The following is a 17,424-nucleotide window of genomic DNA, read 5'->3' as shown; positions in this document are numbered from 1 at the left end:
AATCACTGGTCTTTGTAAAAAATTTGATTTTCAAGTAATTGGTCTTCTGGAACATCTTTCCATATTCTGGCCGGGACGCCAATAACTATCTTTCTGGCAGGAACATTTTTCGTAACAACACTACCAGCAGCTACAAGGGCATCTTCTCCTATAACAATGCCTGGTAGAATGGTTGCGTTGGCTCCTATACGAGCCCCTTTTTTGATAAGAGGACCTTTGAAGTATTTTCTTCTCTCTTCTGTCCGACCAAGAAAGTTATCATTGGTGAATGTAACTTCAGGAGCTATGAAACAGTAGCTTTCTATTTCTGAAAAGGCTGTTATATAAGCATTTGTTTCTATTTTCACGTACTTTCCAACCTTGCATTTATTTTCAATGGTCACTCCTTTTCCAATAACTGTGTAGTCACCTATCTCAACCTCTTCTCTTATAACTGCGAGATCTCCTATAAAGACGTTGTCAGAAAGAACTGCACCAATGTACAGAATACAACCAGCGCCTATCGTAACATTGTTTTTAATTGTCAGAGGGGGTAGTTGTTTTTCAAATGTTGTGGAAGAAATTGAAGATCTGAAAGGTTTCTTGCCAAGCACAGTATTGTCGGAAATCACGCAATTTTTCCCAACAACTGTTTCTTTGTGAATTACAACGTTATTTCCAAGAACTGTTCCATCGCCAATCACTACATTATCTTCCACAACGACATTAAAACCCAGTTTCACATTCAGTCCTATTTTTGCATTTTTGGAAATCTTATTCACAATCATCACCGGCCTGCTTTTTCAACTATCCAATCAGAAAAGGATTTCAAAATACCTGAAGAATCAAGAAAATCAAGCACCGTGTATCTTTCCCTCAGCATATTTGAAAGATTAATTGCCTGTTTTATAACATCCCTGGAATAGTTTTTAAAAAGTTCCCCGACATCTATAACTTTACAGACATTTTTAAGCAGCGGAGAAAACCGCAGATAGGTTTTCTCGAGTGATTTTTTTATTTTATTCAGATTTGCAATTTTTACCATATTTTTGTTTCTGTATATCCGCAAGAAATTCTCTGCTTTTTTTGGCCCAAAAAGTTGAATCAGGGATCTTTTTTTCTCTTCCAGATTATCGCTGGATTTCTCGAGCGGTATATCTTCAAACAAAATTTCATATGCATGAAGGGATATATATGTTCCCATAGCAACCTGTAATCCATGGAACAGTGGCAATTCTCCCCGGGCTTCATAAACCATCTCCAGAAAATGTGAAATCAGATGTTCTGATCCAGATGCAGGCCTTGAATTTCCCGCAACTGTGATGTTGAGCCCCGAGATCAACTGAGCTGTCATCAATTTTGAGACGAAATTTTTTTCCCTCTGGAAAATATTATTTACATCTTTCAACAATTCAAACAGCACATCTTCCAAATTGTTCCAGAAAAAATCACAAATGTATTCACCGGTTATATGGTGAGACAATAACCAGTCAAATCTTGCTATCACTTTTGCTGAGATATCTCCAATGCCAGCTCTTAAAAGATCGAGCGGGCAATTCCTCAGAATATCAATATCGAGAATAATTGTCCTGGGAGTTTTTGCGTCAAGAGTTTGTTTGATACCATTCACCATCAATGGGGCAGCAGATGAAGTGTAACCATCAACTGATGGAGCGGTTGGAACACAGGAAAATTCCTTTTTTGAAAGATAAGCAGCATATTTTGCAATATCTGTAAGGCTTCCAGACCCTATAGAGACAATCATATCTTCATTGCCTAAGATTTTCAGAACTTTATCAACATTTTCCACAGTTGCCGTTACTCTGCGAGGATCTGTAAGGATAAGCACATTTTTTCCGGACAAATTTGATAGATTGGTTGTATTTTCATCTGCAACAAATAGGGATTTTTTGTTGGAAAAATATGTATTGCTGAATCTATCCCATACAATATTAACGCTTGGTATCGTGTGAATTTTTCCACAATTGCACTGAATCTTTTTCCCTAAAAGTTCGAGCAAGTTCTTCACCTGGCTTTAATTATACTTTATTTTCACATATTGATTATATAGTCTAAAAAGAATTGTTTCTGTAAGGCAAAGGTGAATTTAGAATGTGAGTTTTGGTGATTACGATGGTATAATCGACTTAGATTTGTGAATTTATTAACAGGAGGTGAAGCAGTTGCCTGATACTTGCACTACAGGAGAGCGTCTCTTCAAAGAGTTGGATGAGTACATAGCTTCAACAGGAGCAAAACCAGACAAGCTCATCTCGGTTCTTCAGAAAGCGCAGGAACTTTTCGGGTATCTCTCACCCGAGGTACAGAATCACATAGCAGAGATGCTAAAAATTCCTGTTTCACAAGTTTATGGTGTCGTGACATTTTACAACTTTTTTTCAACAAGACCAAAGGGCAAGGTGCAGGTCAAAGTTTGCCTTGGCACTGCCTGTTACGTAAAGGGCGCAGACAGAATATTTGAAAGATTTCTTGAAGAACTTGCTACTTCAGCTGAAGAGCCAACCAAAGATGGTCAGTTCTCAGTACATGCAGTCAGATGCCTTGGAGCTTGCAGTATGGCTCCGGTGGTACTTGTCGGTGAAAAAGATTTCTATGGAAGAGTCAAGCCAGACATGGTTCCGAGGATTATTGAAAAATACAGGGAGGTGAACAAATAGATGAGCAAAATAAAATCTCTTGAAGAACTTATGAAGATCAAAGAAAAAGCAATAAAAGAACTTCAGCTCAGAGATGCAGGCAAAAGAGGAAAAATCACAGTGGCAATGGGAACATGTGGAATTGCAGCTGGAGCAAAAGATACTCTGAAAGCGATCGTCGAAGCGCTTGATGAGAATAACATTAATGACATAGCAGTTGTTCAATCTGGATGCATGGGACTTTGTGAAGTAGAACCAACCGTTGAAGTGAGGATTGAGGGTCAGGAGCCAGTTGTTTATGGACATGTCAATTCAGAGAATGCCAAGAGAATCGTCAAGCTTCATATAATGTCAAATCAAGTCGTGACAGATCTTTTGGTTAGAAAAGGGGAAATATAAGAAGAGGTGATCTGAGTGCCGTTGACTGCAACCACAGTACTTATTTGTGCAGGAGGAGCTTGTATCTCCGCTGGTGAGGAAAGTGTCAAGCAGGCTCTTGAAAGTGAGATAGAGAAGTATGCGTTGAGCGAGGTTGTTAGGGTTGTTGAAACCGGGTGCATGGGTGCGTGCAGCCTTGGTCCATTGATGGTTATTTATCCTGAAGGCGTATTTTATCAAAAATTGACGCCTCAGGCAGCCAGGAGAATTGTAGAGGAACACATTTTGAAAGGAAGAATTGTCAAAGAACATCTTTACAAGATGCCTACAGGTGAAACAGTACCGGAGGCCGTCGAAAAGCTGCCTTTTTTTGCAAGACAGGTGAAAATTGCTACACGAAATGTCGGATACATAGATCCTATGAACATAGAGGAGTATATAGCCAGGGATGGCTATTTTGCTCTGGCAAAAGTTTTAAAGCATATGAGTCCGGACCAGGTTGTTGAGGAAGTAAAAAAGAGTGGGCTCCGTGGTAGAGGTGGTGCAGGCTTTCCAACCGGACTCAAATGGGAACTCACCAGAAAGTCAAAAGGAGAGAAAAAATATATCATCTGCAACGCAGACGAGGGAGATCCAGGAGCGTTCATGGATCGATCTGTGCTTGAAGGTGACCCCCACACAATCCTCGAGGCAATGGCGATAGCTGGTTATGCAATAGGAGCAAATCAAGGATACATATATGTTCGTGCGGAATACCCGCTCGCTATTGAGAGACTAAATGCAGCAATATCTCAGGCAAAAGAATACGGTTTTCTTGGCGAAAATATAATGGATAGCAATTTTGGCTTTGATATTGAGATAAGAATAGGAGCAGGAGCTTTTGTTTGTGGAGAAGAAACCGCTTTGATAGCTTCAATTGAAGGCAAAAGGGGTCAACCGAGGGTGAAACCTCCATATCCAGCTCAAAGTGGTGTTTGGGGATGTCCTACAGTGATCAACAATGTTGAAACGCTTGCCTGTATCCCACCAATAATAATAAAGGGAGCAGACTGGTTCAGAAGTATAGGGACTGAAAAATCCCCTGGTACCAAGGTTTTCGCTCTCGCTGGAAAAATAACCAACACAGGCTTAGTAGAAGTTCCCATGGGGATAACGCTTAAGGAGCTTTTGTATGAAATAGGTGGAGGTTCGTCAACTGGAAAGAAAATCAAAGCAGTTCAAACAGGTGGGCCAAGCGGTGGTTGTATACCTTCAGATTATTTTGACACACCTGTTGATTACGAATCTCTTCAAAAGCTTGGGGCTATTATGGGATCTGGCGGAATGATTGTTATGGATGAAGATGATTGTATGGTTGATGTAGCCAGATTTTTCCTGGAGTTTACTGTTGACGAATCCTGTGGAAAATGCACACCATGCAGAGAAGGTACAAAACAGATGCTGAAAATTCTGGATAAGATAACTTCGGGCGAAGGAACTGAAAGGGATCTGGAAGAACTCGAAAGGCTTGCAAATGTGATAAAAGATACGTCATTGTGTGGTCTTGGGCAAACTGCACCCAATCCTGTTTTGAGCACTTTACAGTATTATCGCGATGAATATGAAGCACATGTCAAAGAAAAGAGATGCCCTGCGTTAAAATGCAAGAACTTGATAAGATACGTGATAGATTCTGCAAAATGTGTTGGCTGCACAGCTTGCGCGAGAGTCTGTCCTGTGAATGCTATATCAGGCGAGGTCAGAAAGACTCATGTTATAGACAACGATATCTGTATAAGATGTGGTAGCTGCATTGAGGTTTGCAGGTTCGGTGCTATAAGCAAAGTATCGCCATAAGAAGGAGGCATTTTCATGATTGATCGTGAGAAGGTGTGCGCGCTTATCAAAGAGGTTAGCTCTCAGTCTCTTGAAGAAAGAGATATACTCATTAACATATTGCATCGAATTCAGGATCATTTTGGAAATTACATACCCCCGGAAGCAGCTGAAATAGTTGCTGAAGAGCTCAATGTTCCACCATCTAAGGTTTATGAAGTTCTGACTTTTTACACAATGTTCTCTACGAAGCCACTTGGAAGGTATGTCATAAGAGTGTGTGTCAATTTACCATGCCATGTCACGGGAGGAAGGGAAATTGTTAAAGCAATTCAAGAGATGCTCAATGTGAAATTTGGTGAAACAACGGAAGATGGACTGTTCACGCTTGAAACTACAAGTTGTTTAGGCCTATGTGGCGTGGCTCCTGTTATCATGATAAATGATCAATATTATGGTGATCTTACTGTCAAAAAAATCAGAGAAATTATCGAAAGCCTTCGCCAGGGTGGTGAGAAACAATGAAACCTATGCTTGTACTCGTTTCAGTTGATTCAAACAGTGTTTTACTTGGTGCAAGGCAGTTTGTTAACTACTTGAGAGAGCTTGTGGAAAAATACAACCTGAAAGACACAGTGGATGTTCTTGAGACAGGTTCAATGGGTGTTTATACTCAGGGAGTTGTAATGGCTGTCTTCCCGGATGATGTTTATTATTCAGTTAATACAGTTTCCGATGTAGAAAAAATAGCTACGGAACACCTTTTAAAAGGTAGAACAGTGCTCTCTTTAGAAATACCCAGAGAGAAACTGAAATTGGTCGTTGAAAAAGAAAAAGTCAGCGCTGAAACAAGAATTGTTTTGAGGAACGTGGGATTAATAGACCCAAAGAACATAGATGAATATATAGCGCGAGATGGTTATTTCGCATTACACAGAGTCTTGAAAGAAATGAAACCCAATCAGGTAATAGACTGGGTAAAAGAATCTGGTCTTCGTGGTAGAGGTGGTGCCGGTTTTCCCACAGGGCTCAAATGGGATTTGACAGCGAAAGTTCAAGCCGATCAGAAGTATGTTGTATGTAACGCAGACGAAGGAGAACCAGGTACTTTTAAGGACAGATTGATAATGGAAGGGGATCCACATTCTGTTATTGAAGCGATGGTGATTTGTGGCTATGCAGTTGGAGCAACTAAGGGATACATATATATAAGAGGTGAGTATTACGGTTCTGTAGAAAATATCCAGAAAGCGATAAAAGATGCTTACGAGTATGGATTTCTTGGAAAAGACATAATGGGAAGTGGATTTGATTTTGACCTCGTTGTGAGACTTGGTGCGGGCGCATATATATGTGGTGAAGAAACAGCCTTGCTTGAATCGATCGAAGGAAAATCTGGCAGGCCAAGGTTAAAACCGCCATATCCACCAACAAATGGTTTGTTTGGCAAACCGACTGTGATAAACAACGTTGAAACTTTTGCGAATATCCCGCCCATTATCCAAAATGGCCCGGGCTGGTTTAAGTCTTTTGGAACACCTTCTTCTCCAGGAACGAAGGTTTTCTCGCTTGTTGGTAATGTTGTCAGGCGTGGAATAGTTGAAGTCCCAATGGGCGTGACTGTTCGTGATTTAATTTACAGATTTGGTGGAGGTCTCGTTGGCGGCAAGCAACTTTACATGGTACAGACTGGCGGAACAGCTGGAACATTTGTTGGTGTAGACAAACTTGATGTAGCGCTTGACTATGACTCTTTCAAGAATCATGGTGTATCCATAGGATCTGGCGTCATACTGGCAATGTCGGAAGATACCTGTCCTGTTGACGTGGCATTAAATACGATGATGTTCTTTGAGCACGAATCTTGTGGAAAGTGCACACCCTGTAGAGAAGGCACAAGACTATCTGTGCAAATACTTGAGAGAATGAGTAAGGGCCAGGGTAAAGAAGAAGACCTTGAAACGCTCAGAAAAATAGCCATTATCACACAGGAAGCTTCTCTCTGTGGGCTTGGCCAAAGTATAAACGTGCCCTTGCTATCTATTTTAAACAATTTTGAACATGATTTTCTGAGCCATGTTGGCGTTGAGAAATGCCCCCATGGAGTCTGTAATTTTGTCAAGCCTCAGAAGAAGGTTCGTATTTAGCTTGCTTGAGGTGCTCGAATTGTTCGAGCACCTCTTCTATCATGAGAAAGTCTTTGAAATTCTCGCTCAGCTGATATAAATAACTGTTCCCATGTCTTTTTCTCACCAGAATTCCGGATTTGTGCAGAAATCTCACGATGGCAGAAGAATCTTTGCCTCTCATTTCATTTAACGATTGAACCGTTGAAGGACCGTTGAGTATTATTGCGGCTACTATTTCCATCTGTGCGGCAGAAAGTTTTGAATAAATTGTTTTACCAATTTTTTTCACAAACTCTGAATATTCAGGTTTTGTGTAGAACCTATAAACATCTCCTATCTTCTTAAGCTCCACGCCATGTTCTTCGCCGCCATAGTGCCGGGATAATTCATAAAGAGCCTTTTCAGCCTGTTCTTCTGTTATTTCTGCTATTTTTGCAAGTTGCTGTACTGTCATGCCTTTTGATGCAAATATAAGTGCCTCCATTATGGCATTAAGCTTCAAACCCATTCCCCCTCAAGATAAAATCATTCTCTTTCTCAAAAAGTGAGATTTTTTTGAAAAAAATGAGTTCCAGTATAGCAAGAAAATATATTATCAATTGGTAGCGATCTTCGGCTTTTTTTAAAATATCGTAGAGATTTATTTCCTGATCTTTTGACAAATTTTCCAGTATATTTTCCATTGCCTGTTCAACTGTCATCGATTGTTTTCTAATTTTGTAGACGGCTTTTTTTATGCTGATCTCCTGTAAAGCTGATTGAAGGACAAGGGTTAGTTTTTCATGTTCTATTTGAGGTAGGGCAGCCAGACGGACCGCTTTCCTTCCAGCCATACTTTTAACTCTATTCTGAAGGTCTTCACTGAGTTGCTTTATTTGTTCATAAAGTTCCAGCCTCCTGTATATATCTTCTTCGCGTTTTTTTAGTTCTTTAACTTCTTTTTCGCTCAGAGCAGGTATCATGTATCTGGCTTTGATTTCCATAAGTTGCGTTGCCGTGGTGAGAAAATCAGATGTGATATTCAGATCGAGCTTTTTCATCTGCTCTACATGTTCAATGAATTCATCTGCTAACTGCGAAATAGAAATCTCGCGCACATTTATTTTGCGCCTTCTGACCAGGTAAAGTAGTAAATCAAGTGGACCTTCAAATTCCTGCAAACGAAATACTAATTCCAGAAGATCACCTCAAAATAAGAGATGCATTTTTTCTCGGACGAGATTCATCGTATTTTGAGCAACAAATCTTGCCTTTTTGTTACCTTCCTCCATAATATCATCAACGTAATGTGGATCAGAATCTATTTTCGCATAGCCAATCCAGATTGGTTCAAGTTCCTTCTTCATATTTTTAATGAGCAGCTTTTTGCAATCAATGCAGCCTATCTTTGCTTTCGTACATCCTTCAATAACCCATTGGCTTTCTTCGTCATTAATCTCAAAAGCTTTATGGTAATCCCACACGGGGCATTTCTCGGGGTTTCCAGGATCTGTTCTCCTCTTTCTTGCTGGATCAGTCATCATTGGCAGTATAGATTTTTCAAGGTTGCTCAGAGTATTTTCAAGTGGTATTGTATTTCCATAACTCTTGCTCATTTTTCTGCCATCAGTACCCGGTAATTTCGGGATTATCGATAAAAGAGTTTTTGGTTCTGGAAATGTTTCACCGTATATATAATTGAATCTTCTCGCTATTTCTCTGGTTAATTCAACATGATAAGTCTGATCTTCGCCAACTGGCACACCTTCAGCCAGATACATGAGTATATCAGCTGCTTGCAAAACTGGATAAAGTAGAAATCCTGCATTTGATAGATCTTTATCTGAAAGTTGTTGGCGCATTTCTTTGTATGTTGGGACCCTTTCAAGCCAGGATATGGGGACTATCATAGAGAATAAAAGAGCAAGTTCAGAATGTTCCTTTATGGCAGATTGAACGAAGAGAATTGATTTTTCCGGATTAAGGCCGCAGGCGAGAAAAGATCTCATAACTTCTCTTGTGAAAGTTTTTAGTTCATCAGTTTCTGAATAAGCCGTGGTTAAAGCATGCCAGTCTGCAACAAAATAAAAACACTCATTTCCCTCTTCTTGAAGTTTTTTCCAATTTTTCAACGCACCTATATAATTACCAACATGTGGTTTGCCCGTTGGTCTAACACCACTTAAGATCCTCAATTACTATCACCTCTCGATGCATTTTTAGCAACTCTGTTCATAAGTATTGAAGTAGTGACAAGTCCTACTCCCCCAGGCACCGGCGTTAAGTATGCTATTTCCTGAACCGATTGTTCAACATCACCAGCTATCTTTCCGTCGAGAATATTTATTCCAACATCTATTACAACTGCTCCTTCTTTAACCATATCTTTTTTAAGAAAACCTGCTTTCCCAACTGCAACAATTATTATGTCTGCCTTCTTTGTTATCGATGGTATGTCTCTGGTTTTGCTGTGGCATACCGTTACAGTTGCACTTCGATCACGTCTTAGAAGCATTATTGCTACTGGTTGACCCACAGTTGTGCTCCTGCCTATGATCACTACCTGCTTTCCGGTTACGCTGGTGACCGAAGTCAAAATTCGAACAACAGCAGTTGCAGTACATGGTGCAAAATCTTCTTTCCCATATATGAGGTATCCCATGTTGAGCGGATTTCTTCCTTCTATATCTTTTTCCGGATCCACCAATTTGGCTATTTCCATTTCATTTATCCCTGCAGGCAGAGGGTGCGAGACGAAAATACCATGAACAGAACTATCTTTTGATGCATTCAGTATGTCTGATTTCAGATCATCAACAGAATCAAGCACCCTTGTCTCGTATTCTATGCCAAGTGATCGGGCTTTTTTTTGTTGGCTTTTCAGATAAGATATGGTTCCAGAATCTGGATTAATTGTAAAGCTGACGAGCTTAGGCTTTGTCTTGCATATAGTTAGAAGTTTCAGGGTTTCTTCATCAATTTCTTTCGAAATGGACCTGCAATCTATAATCATGCAATCAGCTCCTAAAACAGGCCTGTGATATTTCCTTTTTCATCAATGTCAATGTTCACTGCGTTAGGTTTTTTTCCAAGTCCGGGCATCAACATAATTTCTCCGCTGATGGCAACAATGAAACCCGCTCCCGAGGAAAGTTTGAAGTTCCTGACGTTGAATACATAACCATCTGGAGCACCAAGTTTAGATGGATCGTCGGATATCGAGTATTGGGTTTTTGCAACTATTACTGGAAGGTTTGATAGACCAGCTTTTTCAATCTGCTTCAAAGAAGTGATAGCTTCTTTCGAAAATGAGACATCTTTTGCACGATATATTTCTGTGGCGAGGATTTTTATTTTTTCTTCAACGGGTGAATCCCATTTATAGATGGGGCTGAATTTTGATTCGTCTGCAACTTCAATTACCTTTTTTGCCAGATCTATCGTTCCTTCACTACCTTTTGCAAAGGCCTCGTTTAAAGAGATTTTCGCTCCGAGTTTCTCAACAGTGTTTACAACTAAATTGAGCTCTCGCTCGGTATCTGTTGCAAATCTGTTTAATGCTACTACTACAGGCACATTGAATTTTTTGATATTTTCGATATGGATCTTCAAATTCTCTATACCTTTCTTAATTGCCTCGAGGTTCTCGTTTTCTAAATCTTTCAGTGGAACGCCACCATGATATTTTATTGCTCTCACTGTTGCAACTATTACCGCTACCGATGGCTTCAAATCAGCTGCCGGTGAAACAAAATCAAAGAATTTTTCTGCACCGAGATCAGAGCCGAATCCGCTTTCTGTGACTACGTAATCTGAAAGACCAAGAGCCATTTTTGTTGCAATTATAGAATTAGTACCATGTGCAATATTTGCAAATGGTCCCCCATGAATGAAAGCGGGAGTATTCTCAATTGTTTGAACGAGGTTTGGATTTATGGCATCTTTCAAAATAACTGCTATTGCCCCTTCTATGCCAAGCTCGTGCACAGTCACTGGTTTTCCATTCTTTGACCATCCTATAACAATATTTCCTACGCGATTTTTGAGGTCCTGCAGATCCTTGGATAAACATAGAATAGCCATTATTTCTGAAGCAGCAGTTATGACAAAACCATCTTCCCTCGGATAACCATTGGCATGTCCACCAAGTGCAATGACAATGTTTCTAAGGGCACGATCATTCATGTCTATTGCTCTTGGCCACGTTATTTTTGTTAAGTCGATATCAAGGTCGTTCCCAAAACGTATGTGAGAATCTATAACAGCTGATATAAGGTTATGAGCAGTTCCAACAGCATGAATGTCCCCCGTAAAGTGAAGGTTTATGTCTTCCATTGGAAGAACTTGAGAATATCCTCCTCCGGCTGCACCACCCTTTATGCCAAATACAGGGCCCAGAGACGGTTCTCTTAAAGTCACAATGGATCTATGCCCTATTTTATTAAGCGCCATTGACAGGCCTATGCTTGTTGTTGTCTTACCTTCTCCGGCAGGCGTTGGTGTCATGGCAGTTACCAGAATGAGTTTACCTTTTCGAATGTTGAGATTTTTGAGAAAACTATGAGAGATTTTTGCCATAAATTTACCATAACTATTCAAAAAATCTCCAGGTATTGATAAATTCTTTGCAATATTCATTACTGGTTCCAGTTTTGCAGACCGCGCTATTTCTATATCACTCAGCATGATTAACTCCCTCCCTTAGATGTACCGTTTTTCTTCTGGTGCGAAAGACTTAGCCACTTTATCAAGAACTCCGTTGACAAATTTACTGCTGTTCTCAGTTCCGTATTTTTTTGCAATTTCCACAGCTTCATCAAGTGTAACTTCGATAGGAACGTCCGATTCGTATAAAAGCTCGTAAGTGGCTAAGCGAAGAATGCTTCTATCCACCAGAGAAAGCCTCTGTAAACTCCAGTTTTCAAGACACAGAGAAATCTTTTCGTCTATTGATGGCAGGTTCTCGTAAATGCCCTTTACATACCTTGTTATGTCTGCTTTCATTAAACCAGATTTGCTGATGTGCAATATATCTTCAAGAACTGTTTCAATAGAATCGTTGCGAAATTCATTCTGGAATATCACTTTGAAAACTAAATCTCTCATTTTGCTGCGACGAGTCACGGGTGATGATCACTCCTTCTCTTCTGTTTTCTCCTGCTCGCCTTCTTCGACGTCTTCTATTTTTACGTTCACGGCGGCAACTTGGAGGTCTGTCATTCGTTCGATATCCATTTTCACTCTTTCCATAATTTTCTGGGCAGTTTCAACAAGGGATTTTCCAAATGGAACTGATATTTCTACACCGATCGTCACGTTATCTTCAGGAGATCGATCGATTTGCAGTGATTTTCTAATCTTTTTCTGTTTTTTTTCATCAGTTACTTCTAATGCAGCGAAAATGCTCCTCAGGGCAATTTCTCTTATTGCATTATCGGAGATATCTATGTTTCCCATGCCTTTGTTTTCCATAAAATCACCTCCTATGCGCGTTCGACATACTCTCCAGTACGAGTATCAACTTTTATAAACTCACCTGTTTCCACAAAAAATGGTACATTAATCTTCAGACCGGTTTCCAGCACAGCTGGTTTTCCGCCTCCAGATACCGTATCACCTTTAAAACTTGGTTCTGTTTCGACAACTTTTAAGGTTACCACATTAGGCAACTGAACTCCAATGGGTTTATCTTCCAGAAATACAAGACTCAGCTCAAGATTTTCTATAAGATACCACTTTGCATCCTGCAAGTCTTCTTCTGAGAGAATATACTGCTCGTAATCATCAAGTGCCATAAAATGGTAGTGCGCACCATCGCTGTAAAGAAACTGAGCCTGTCTGAATGATAGATTTGCTTCCTCAACTCTTTCTCCGCTACTGAAATTCACGTCTTTGACAAATCCAGTTACTACACTTTTAAGTTTGGTCCGTATTATACCTCTTCCCATGGCCATGTGGTGTTTGCTCACATCAACAACACGATGAGGTTCACCATTTACCATTATTACCATGCCTTTTTTCAGATCGCCAACTTCTACCATGACTTCACCTCCAGGTTAAATTGTAATTAGCTCTCTCTTCAAGTTTGTCAGTTTTTCCAGAGCATTGCTTCGAACCACGACGTCTTCTTCTATTCTAACGCCGAACTTCCCTTCAAGGTATATTCCCGGTTCAATGGTAACAACACTGCCGGCAGGCAGAAGGTTTTCATTACTGCTGCTTACTCTTGGGGATTCGTGAATTTCAATACCAATTCCATGACCGAGTCCGTGACCAAAGTATTGGCCATAGCCATTTTTCGAGATGTGTTCTCTTGCTATAAAATCAAGTTGCTTTCCTGTCATTCGAGAGTTACCATTCTGGAGAGCTAAACTTTGCGCATCATATACTGTTTGGTAAACTTTTCTAAATTCGTCGTCCGGTTTTCCGAAAAATATAGTTCTCGTTATATCCGCACAGTAACCATTGAACGACGCTCCAAAATCAAACAAAATAGGTTCATTCAGGGATATCTTCCTGTTAGAAGGTCTTCCGTGGGGAAGAGATGTTCTTGGACCAGAGATAACGATTGTTTCAAAAGCAATTCCATCTGCACCAGACTTTTTCATATTGTATTCAAGTTCAGCAGCTATATCCTTCTCAGTTATACCATCTTTTATAATCTCTATAGTCTTTAAAAATGCCCTTTCACTTATTTCGACAGCCTTTTTTATAAGTTCGATTTCTCTTTCATCTTTCACCTCCCTCAAATTATCAATCATCGAATCTATAGGAACAAACTTAGCGTCTATTTCGCTGCTGAGTTTTTCGAAGACGCTATGACTTATTCTTTGAAACTCAAGCCCTATGGTTTTTGCTTTGAATTCTTGATTTAAAACAGAATGGATTGTGCCGATCAGACTCGAATTTCTGAACTCAACCAGTTTGAAATCTGTCTGTTGCTTGGCCTGTTCAAAGTATCTCGAGTCTGTTATTATGAACTGCTTTTCTCTGTTTATCAAAAGTACGCTAAAAGAGCCTGTGAAATTTGAAAGATAATATGTTGATGGCTTTGATGAATACTCCACATTGTAGATTAAAGCAACATCAACACCCGCTTTTTCAATTTTGTCAAAGAACCTCTCAAGTTTATCCAATTTCTGCACCTCCTCGTTTAATTGTACAATAAATAGTCAAGGAGGTGGCAGAAACGAACAGAAGACAGATAATTTTCGTGTGCAAGAAAATTATAGATCTGTTTCCACGGTCTTCTTTTGAAAAAGATCCATTTAGAGTACTTATTGCGACAATACTTAGCCAACGAACAAAAGACGAAAACACATATAAAGCATCCAAAAAACTTTTCGAGAGTTTTCCAGATGTCTATTCTCTTTCTATGGCAAAACCTTCTCAAATTTACGATTTGATAAAAGCATCCGGTATGTACAGGCAAAAAGCGGAGAGGATAATAAAAGTTTCTCAGATCATTGTTGAAAAATTCAATGGAAAAATCCCGGCAAACCTGCATGATTTGTTGAGTTTGCCGGGTGTAGGAAGAAAAACAGCGAATATTGTTTTATATCATTGTTTTTGCCAGCCAGCCCTTGCTGTTGATACTCATGTACATAGAATATCAAACAGACTTGGTTTTGTGAAAACCAAAACACCGGAACAAACCGAAGAAGGGCTTACAAAGATAATACCTAAGAGGTTTTGGGGGCCAATAAATGGTGCAATGGTGGAATTTGGAAAAAAGGTTTGCTTACCTCGAAAACCAAAATGTCAGGAATGCCCTGTGAATAAATGTTGTGAATATTTTAATTCAATCAAATTTTCAGAAAATGGAAAAAATTGAATCTCAAAAGAAAATATGTAAGTAGATTTGATGAGCGTATAATATAACAAAACATAAGAAGGGGGTGCTTTCTATGAGAAAATTTCTTACGCTTTGTACAGTTTTAGTTGTTTCGATACTTTTGTTTGGTCAAAATCAGAGTGTAGTAATCTATGCATTTGGTTCTGAGATGATAACACTTGATCCGAGCACAGAGTTCTCCAACTCAATTGTTGTTTTAAACAACGTTTATGAAACGCTCACTATGTACGCCGACGGAAAATTGATCCCCGTGCTTGCAACTGAGTGGAAATCGAATGATTCTGGAACAGAGTGGGTTTTTAAGCTGAGAAAAAATGTTAAATTTCATGATGGCACAGAGTTGACTTCTCAGTCTGTAAAATACTCTATCTACAGGTGTATAAACCTTGCTGGAGGACCGTCTTACATCTGGGATAGTGTTGAAAGTATTGAGACGCCAGATAAGTACACTGTCGTCTTCAAATTAAAATATCCAGCGAATATTCCATTGATAGCTGCTTCAGGATACGGTGCTTTTATCTTTAGCGAGAAAGTTAGCCAGATTGGAAATGATCAGGTTATAACAGATTGGTTTAATTCAGGAAATGAAGCCGGGTCTGGACCTTATGTGTTAGCAAAATATGATCCCAAAACACAGATTGTTTTGAAAAAATTTGATGATTACTGGGGAGGATGGAATAACAAAAAATTTGAAAATGCCATAATTCAGATTGTTCCTGATCCTTCACTGCGTTCACAGATGGTTACTTCGGGAAAAGCTCATATCACGAGAGATTTGATATACGATGATTTAAAAAAACTTGAGAATAATCCAAATGTAATTGTGAAAAAGAAACCAAGTTATCAGGTGCTTTATCTGTTTTTTAACACGAAAAAACTTCCGTTCAATAACAAAGATTTCAGAAAAGCAGTCGCATATGCTCTTCCTTACGATGATATCCTGAAGTATGTCTTGCTTGGCTATGGAACAAGACCTAATGGTATCATACCCAAAGGCATGGTTGCTCATGCAGATCATCTGGAGCCACTTGTACAGGATCTCAATAAAGCGGATAATTTTCTGAGCAAATCTGGGTTAAACCTGAAATCATTCAAAGTCCTTCTGACTTACATGCAGAGTGATGAAGGTGAGAAAAAAACAGCTGAATTGATTTGGTCATCGTTGAAGAAACTTGGCATAGATACAGAAATCAGACCAATGAACTGGGAACAACAGTGGGCGCTTGCGAGAAGTGATCCATCTCAAGCTCAGGACATGTTCATAATGTACTGGTGGCCAACTGTTATGACACCGTATGATTTTCTATACAGCATGTTCCATACCGAAGATCAGGTTCTGTTTAATCTCTCTTATTACTACAACGACAAAGTTGATGAACTTATGGATCGAGCAGTCACCTTAGAAGGCATTAATCTGAAGAAAGCGGAAGAATTTTACAGAATGGTTGAAACTCTACTCAGAGAAGATATGCCAGCGATTCCGCTATACCAAATTGATGAGGTTTATGTGCTTCATAAATCAGTAAAAGGATTTGAAAGCAATCCTGCTTATCCGAATGTTGTATTTTTCTATAATTTAGAAACAAATTTCTGAGGAAGATTGATCTGTGAACTGGTTAAGGTATAGTGTTTCAAGACTGATAAGTTCTCTCATAGTAATTTTTGGCGTGATACTGGTTGTTTATGTAATATCGGCAGTTGTTCCATCAGATCCTGCTGCACTGTGGGTTGGCCCACATCCAACCTACAGTGCTCTCCAGAATGCAAGAGAGAAATTGAAACTCGATTTGCCCCTATTTGAGCGTTTTTTCTATTTTTTCAAAGATCTTTTGCGAGGGGATCTTGGTATTTCTATAAGAACGCATAATCCGGTCTCACAGGATATATTCAAAGCCTTTGGTGCTACCTTTGAGTTGATTCTTTTTTCAGAATTTTTAGCCATAATTATTGGAATTATCCTGGGAGTTTATGCTGGAGTATACCAGAACAAATTACCCGATAGTATAAATCGAATCTTCGCAGTAGCAGGAGTTTCATTGCCTGGTTTCTGGTTTGGAATGATTCTTCAATTAATATTTTTCAAGTATCTTGGTATATTACCATTATCCGATAGGATTGATATTGTTGTTTCACTCACGAATCCGTTTAAGGAAATTACAGGTTTCTATTTGATCGATACCTTAATTGATAGGAATATTCCAGCTTTTGTAGACGTTCTTAAACATTTGATTCTTCCTGCAATAACCTTATCTGTTTATCCCATTGGTTTGATAACAAGACAGGTAAGATCGATGATGATAGAAGTCTTGAATGAAAATTACATAAGAACTTCCATAGCTTATGGCATACCGAAAAGAAAAATCTATTTTCAATACGCATTGAAAAATGCCATAGCACCAGCGATGGTGACTGTTGCTCTTTCATTTGCCTATACGCTTGTTGGAGCTTTTCTGGTTGAATTGATTTTCAACTGGCCGGGGCTTGGAAGATATGCTGCAAACTCGATATTGAGTATGGATTATCCTGCTATCGTTGGGGTGACACTTGTCGTTTCGATAACATATGTTCTGATCAATTTCGTAGTGGATATTCTTCAGGCAAAAATAGATCCGCGAATTAAATATTAAGGTGG

At 39.3% G+C, this 17,424-nt stretch carries 19 protein-coding genes; 8 read left to right on the top strand and 11 right to left on the bottom strand.

Translation table 11 applies throughout. The annotated features are described in order from the left end of the window. Nucleotides 1–2 precede the first annotated feature (2 nt). Complete coding sequence (locus TEL01S_RS07800) at nt 3–761, bottom strand: acyltransferase (protein WP_012003556.1); 759 nt, start codon at nt 759–761, stop codon at nt 3–5. Nucleotides 762–766: 5 nt separating this feature from the next. Further along, the gene (locus TEL01S_RS07795; protein WP_232504355.1) at nt 767–2,008 is read right to left on the bottom strand and encodes a sn-glycerol-1-phosphate dehydrogenase; all 1,242 of its coding nucleotides are present in this window, start codon (nt 2,006–2,008) and stop codon (nt 767–769) included. A 154-nt stretch (nt 2,009–2,162) separates the two neighbouring features. On the opposite strand from TEL01S_RS07795, the gene TEL01S_RS07790 reads away from it, so the two are divergent. The 5 genes from TEL01S_RS07790 to nuoF (TEL01S_RS07770) are packed head-to-tail and all read left to right on the top strand — an operon-like array spanning nt 2,163 to nt 6,976. Continuing rightward, nucleotides 2,163–2,657, top strand: coding sequence for an NADH-quinone oxidoreductase subunit NuoE family protein (locus tag TEL01S_RS07790; RefSeq protein WP_012003554.1), 495 nt, complete (start codon nt 2,163–2,165; stop codon nt 2,655–2,657). After that, nucleotides 2,658–3,035: a (2Fe-2S) ferredoxin domain-containing protein gene (locus TEL01S_RS07785; protein ID WP_012003553.1), complete on the top strand. Its 378-nt coding sequence runs from the start codon at nt 2,658–2,660 to the stop codon at nt 3,033–3,035. Nucleotides 3,036–3,050: 15 nt separating this feature from the next. Then, a complete protein-coding gene (gene nuoF / locus TEL01S_RS07780) occupies nt 3,051–4,850 on the top strand; it encodes an NADH-quinone oxidoreductase subunit NuoF (protein ID WP_028843861.1) in 1,800 nt (599 codons plus the stop codon). A 15-nt stretch (nt 4,851–4,865) separates the two neighbouring features. Continuing rightward, nucleotides 4,866–5,354, top strand: coding sequence for an NADH-quinone oxidoreductase subunit NuoE (gene nuoE, locus TEL01S_RS07775; RefSeq protein ID WP_028843862.1), 489 nt, complete (start codon nt 4,866–4,868; stop codon nt 5,352–5,354). Continuing rightward, the gene (gene nuoF / locus TEL01S_RS07770) at nt 5,351–6,976 is read left to right on the top strand and encodes an NADH-quinone oxidoreductase subunit NuoF (RefSeq protein WP_028843863.1); all 1,626 of its coding nucleotides are present in this window, start codon (nt 5,351–5,353) and stop codon (nt 6,974–6,976) included. Before nuoE ends, nuoF (TEL01S_RS07770) begins: the two co-directional genes overlap by 4 nt. Here the strand turns inward: nuoF (TEL01S_RS07770) and scpB are convergent. The 9 genes from scpB to TEL01S_RS07725 are packed head-to-tail and all read right to left on the bottom strand — an operon-like array spanning nt 6,948 to nt 14,082. Next, nucleotides 6,948–7,466 (bottom strand): SMC-Scp complex subunit ScpB, encoded by a 519-nt coding sequence (scpB, locus tag TEL01S_RS07765; protein ID WP_012003549.1) that lies wholly within the window; start codon nt 7,464–7,466, stop codon nt 6,948–6,950. The two genes, nuoF (TEL01S_RS07770) and scpB, sit on opposite strands and share 29 nt — an antisense overlap. After that, nucleotides 7,450–8,118 carry a segregation and condensation protein A gene (locus TEL01S_RS07760; RefSeq protein ID WP_012003548.1) on the bottom strand — a complete coding sequence of 223 codons (669 nt, stop codon included), beginning with the start codon at nt 8,116–8,118 and terminating at the stop codon, nt 7,450–7,452. Before TEL01S_RS07760 ends, scpB begins: the two co-directional genes overlap by 17 nt. A gap of 27 nt (nt 8,119–8,145) precedes the next feature. Beyond that, entirely contained in the window at nt 8,146–9,132 is a 987-nt protein-coding gene (gene trpS, locus TEL01S_RS07755; RefSeq protein WP_028843865.1) for a tryptophan--tRNA ligase, read from the bottom strand. Beyond that, on the bottom strand, nt 9,129–9,950 hold the full coding sequence (locus tag TEL01S_RS07750) for a bifunctional 5,10-methylenetetrahydrofolate dehydrogenase/5,10-methenyltetrahydrofolate cyclohydrolase (protein WP_028843866.1): 822 nt from the start codon (nt 9,948–9,950) through the stop codon (nt 9,129–9,131). Before TEL01S_RS07750 ends, trpS begins: the two co-directional genes overlap by 4 nt. An 11-nt stretch (nt 9,951–9,961) precedes the next feature. Beyond that, nucleotides 9,962–11,623, bottom strand: coding sequence for a formate--tetrahydrofolate ligase (locus TEL01S_RS07745; RefSeq protein ID WP_028843867.1), 1,662 nt, complete (start codon nt 11,621–11,623; stop codon nt 9,962–9,964). Between the two features lie 15 nt (nt 11,624–11,638). Next, on the bottom strand, nt 11,639–12,043 hold the full coding sequence (gene nusB, locus TEL01S_RS07740; RefSeq protein ID WP_038051556.1) for a transcription antitermination factor NusB: 405 nt from the start codon (nt 12,041–12,043) through the stop codon (nt 11,639–11,641). A gap of 27 nt (nt 12,044–12,070) precedes the next feature. Continuing rightward, nucleotides 12,071–12,409, bottom strand: a complete 339-nt coding sequence (locus TEL01S_RS07735; RefSeq protein ID WP_012003543.1) for an Asp23/Gls24 family envelope stress response protein — start codon at nt 12,407–12,409, stop codon at nt 12,071–12,073. Between the two features lie 11 nt (nt 12,410–12,420). Beyond that, nucleotides 12,421–12,978: an elongation factor P gene (gene efp / locus TEL01S_RS07730; RefSeq protein WP_012003542.1), complete on the bottom strand. Its 558-nt coding sequence runs from the start codon at nt 12,976–12,978 to the stop codon at nt 12,421–12,423. A gap of 15 nt (nt 12,979–12,993) precedes the next feature. Beyond that, nucleotides 12,994–14,082: a M24 family metallopeptidase gene (locus TEL01S_RS07725; RefSeq protein WP_232504354.1), complete on the bottom strand. Its 1,089-nt coding sequence runs from the start codon at nt 14,080–14,082 to the stop codon at nt 12,994–12,996. A 35-nt stretch (nt 14,083–14,117) separates the two neighbouring features. Between TEL01S_RS07725 and nth the strand changes: the two genes are divergently transcribed. The 3 genes from nth to TEL01S_RS07710 all read left to right on the top strand — a co-directional run bounded on the left by nth (nt 14,118) and on the right by TEL01S_RS07710 (nt 17,419). Then, nucleotides 14,118–14,771 carry an endonuclease III gene (gene nth, locus TEL01S_RS07720; RefSeq protein ID WP_051366213.1) on the top strand — a complete coding sequence of 218 codons (654 nt, stop codon included), beginning with the start codon at nt 14,118–14,120 and terminating at the stop codon, nt 14,769–14,771. 73 nt (nt 14,772–14,844) lie between these two features. Beyond that, nucleotides 14,845–16,386 (top strand): ABC transporter substrate-binding protein, encoded by a 1,542-nt coding sequence (locus TEL01S_RS07715; RefSeq protein ID WP_028843869.1) that lies wholly within the window; start codon nt 14,845–14,847, stop codon nt 16,384–16,386. 13 nt (nt 16,387–16,399) lie between these two features. Next, the gene (locus TEL01S_RS07710) at nt 16,400–17,419 is read left to right on the top strand and encodes an ABC transporter permease (RefSeq protein ID WP_012003538.1); all 1,020 of its coding nucleotides are present in this window, start codon (nt 16,400–16,402) and stop codon (nt 17,417–17,419) included. Nucleotides 17,420–17,424: the final 5 nt, after the last annotated feature.

Origin of the sequence: Pseudothermotoga elfii DSM 9442 = NBRC 107921 (assembly GCF_000504085.1) — a bacterium.
GTDB classification, from domain to species: domain Bacteria; phylum Thermotogota; class Thermotogae; order Thermotogales; family DSM-5069; genus Pseudothermotoga_B; species Pseudothermotoga_B elfii.
Note: the sequence above shows the minus strand (reverse complement) of the source record. Positions and strands in the feature narration are given on the sequence as shown.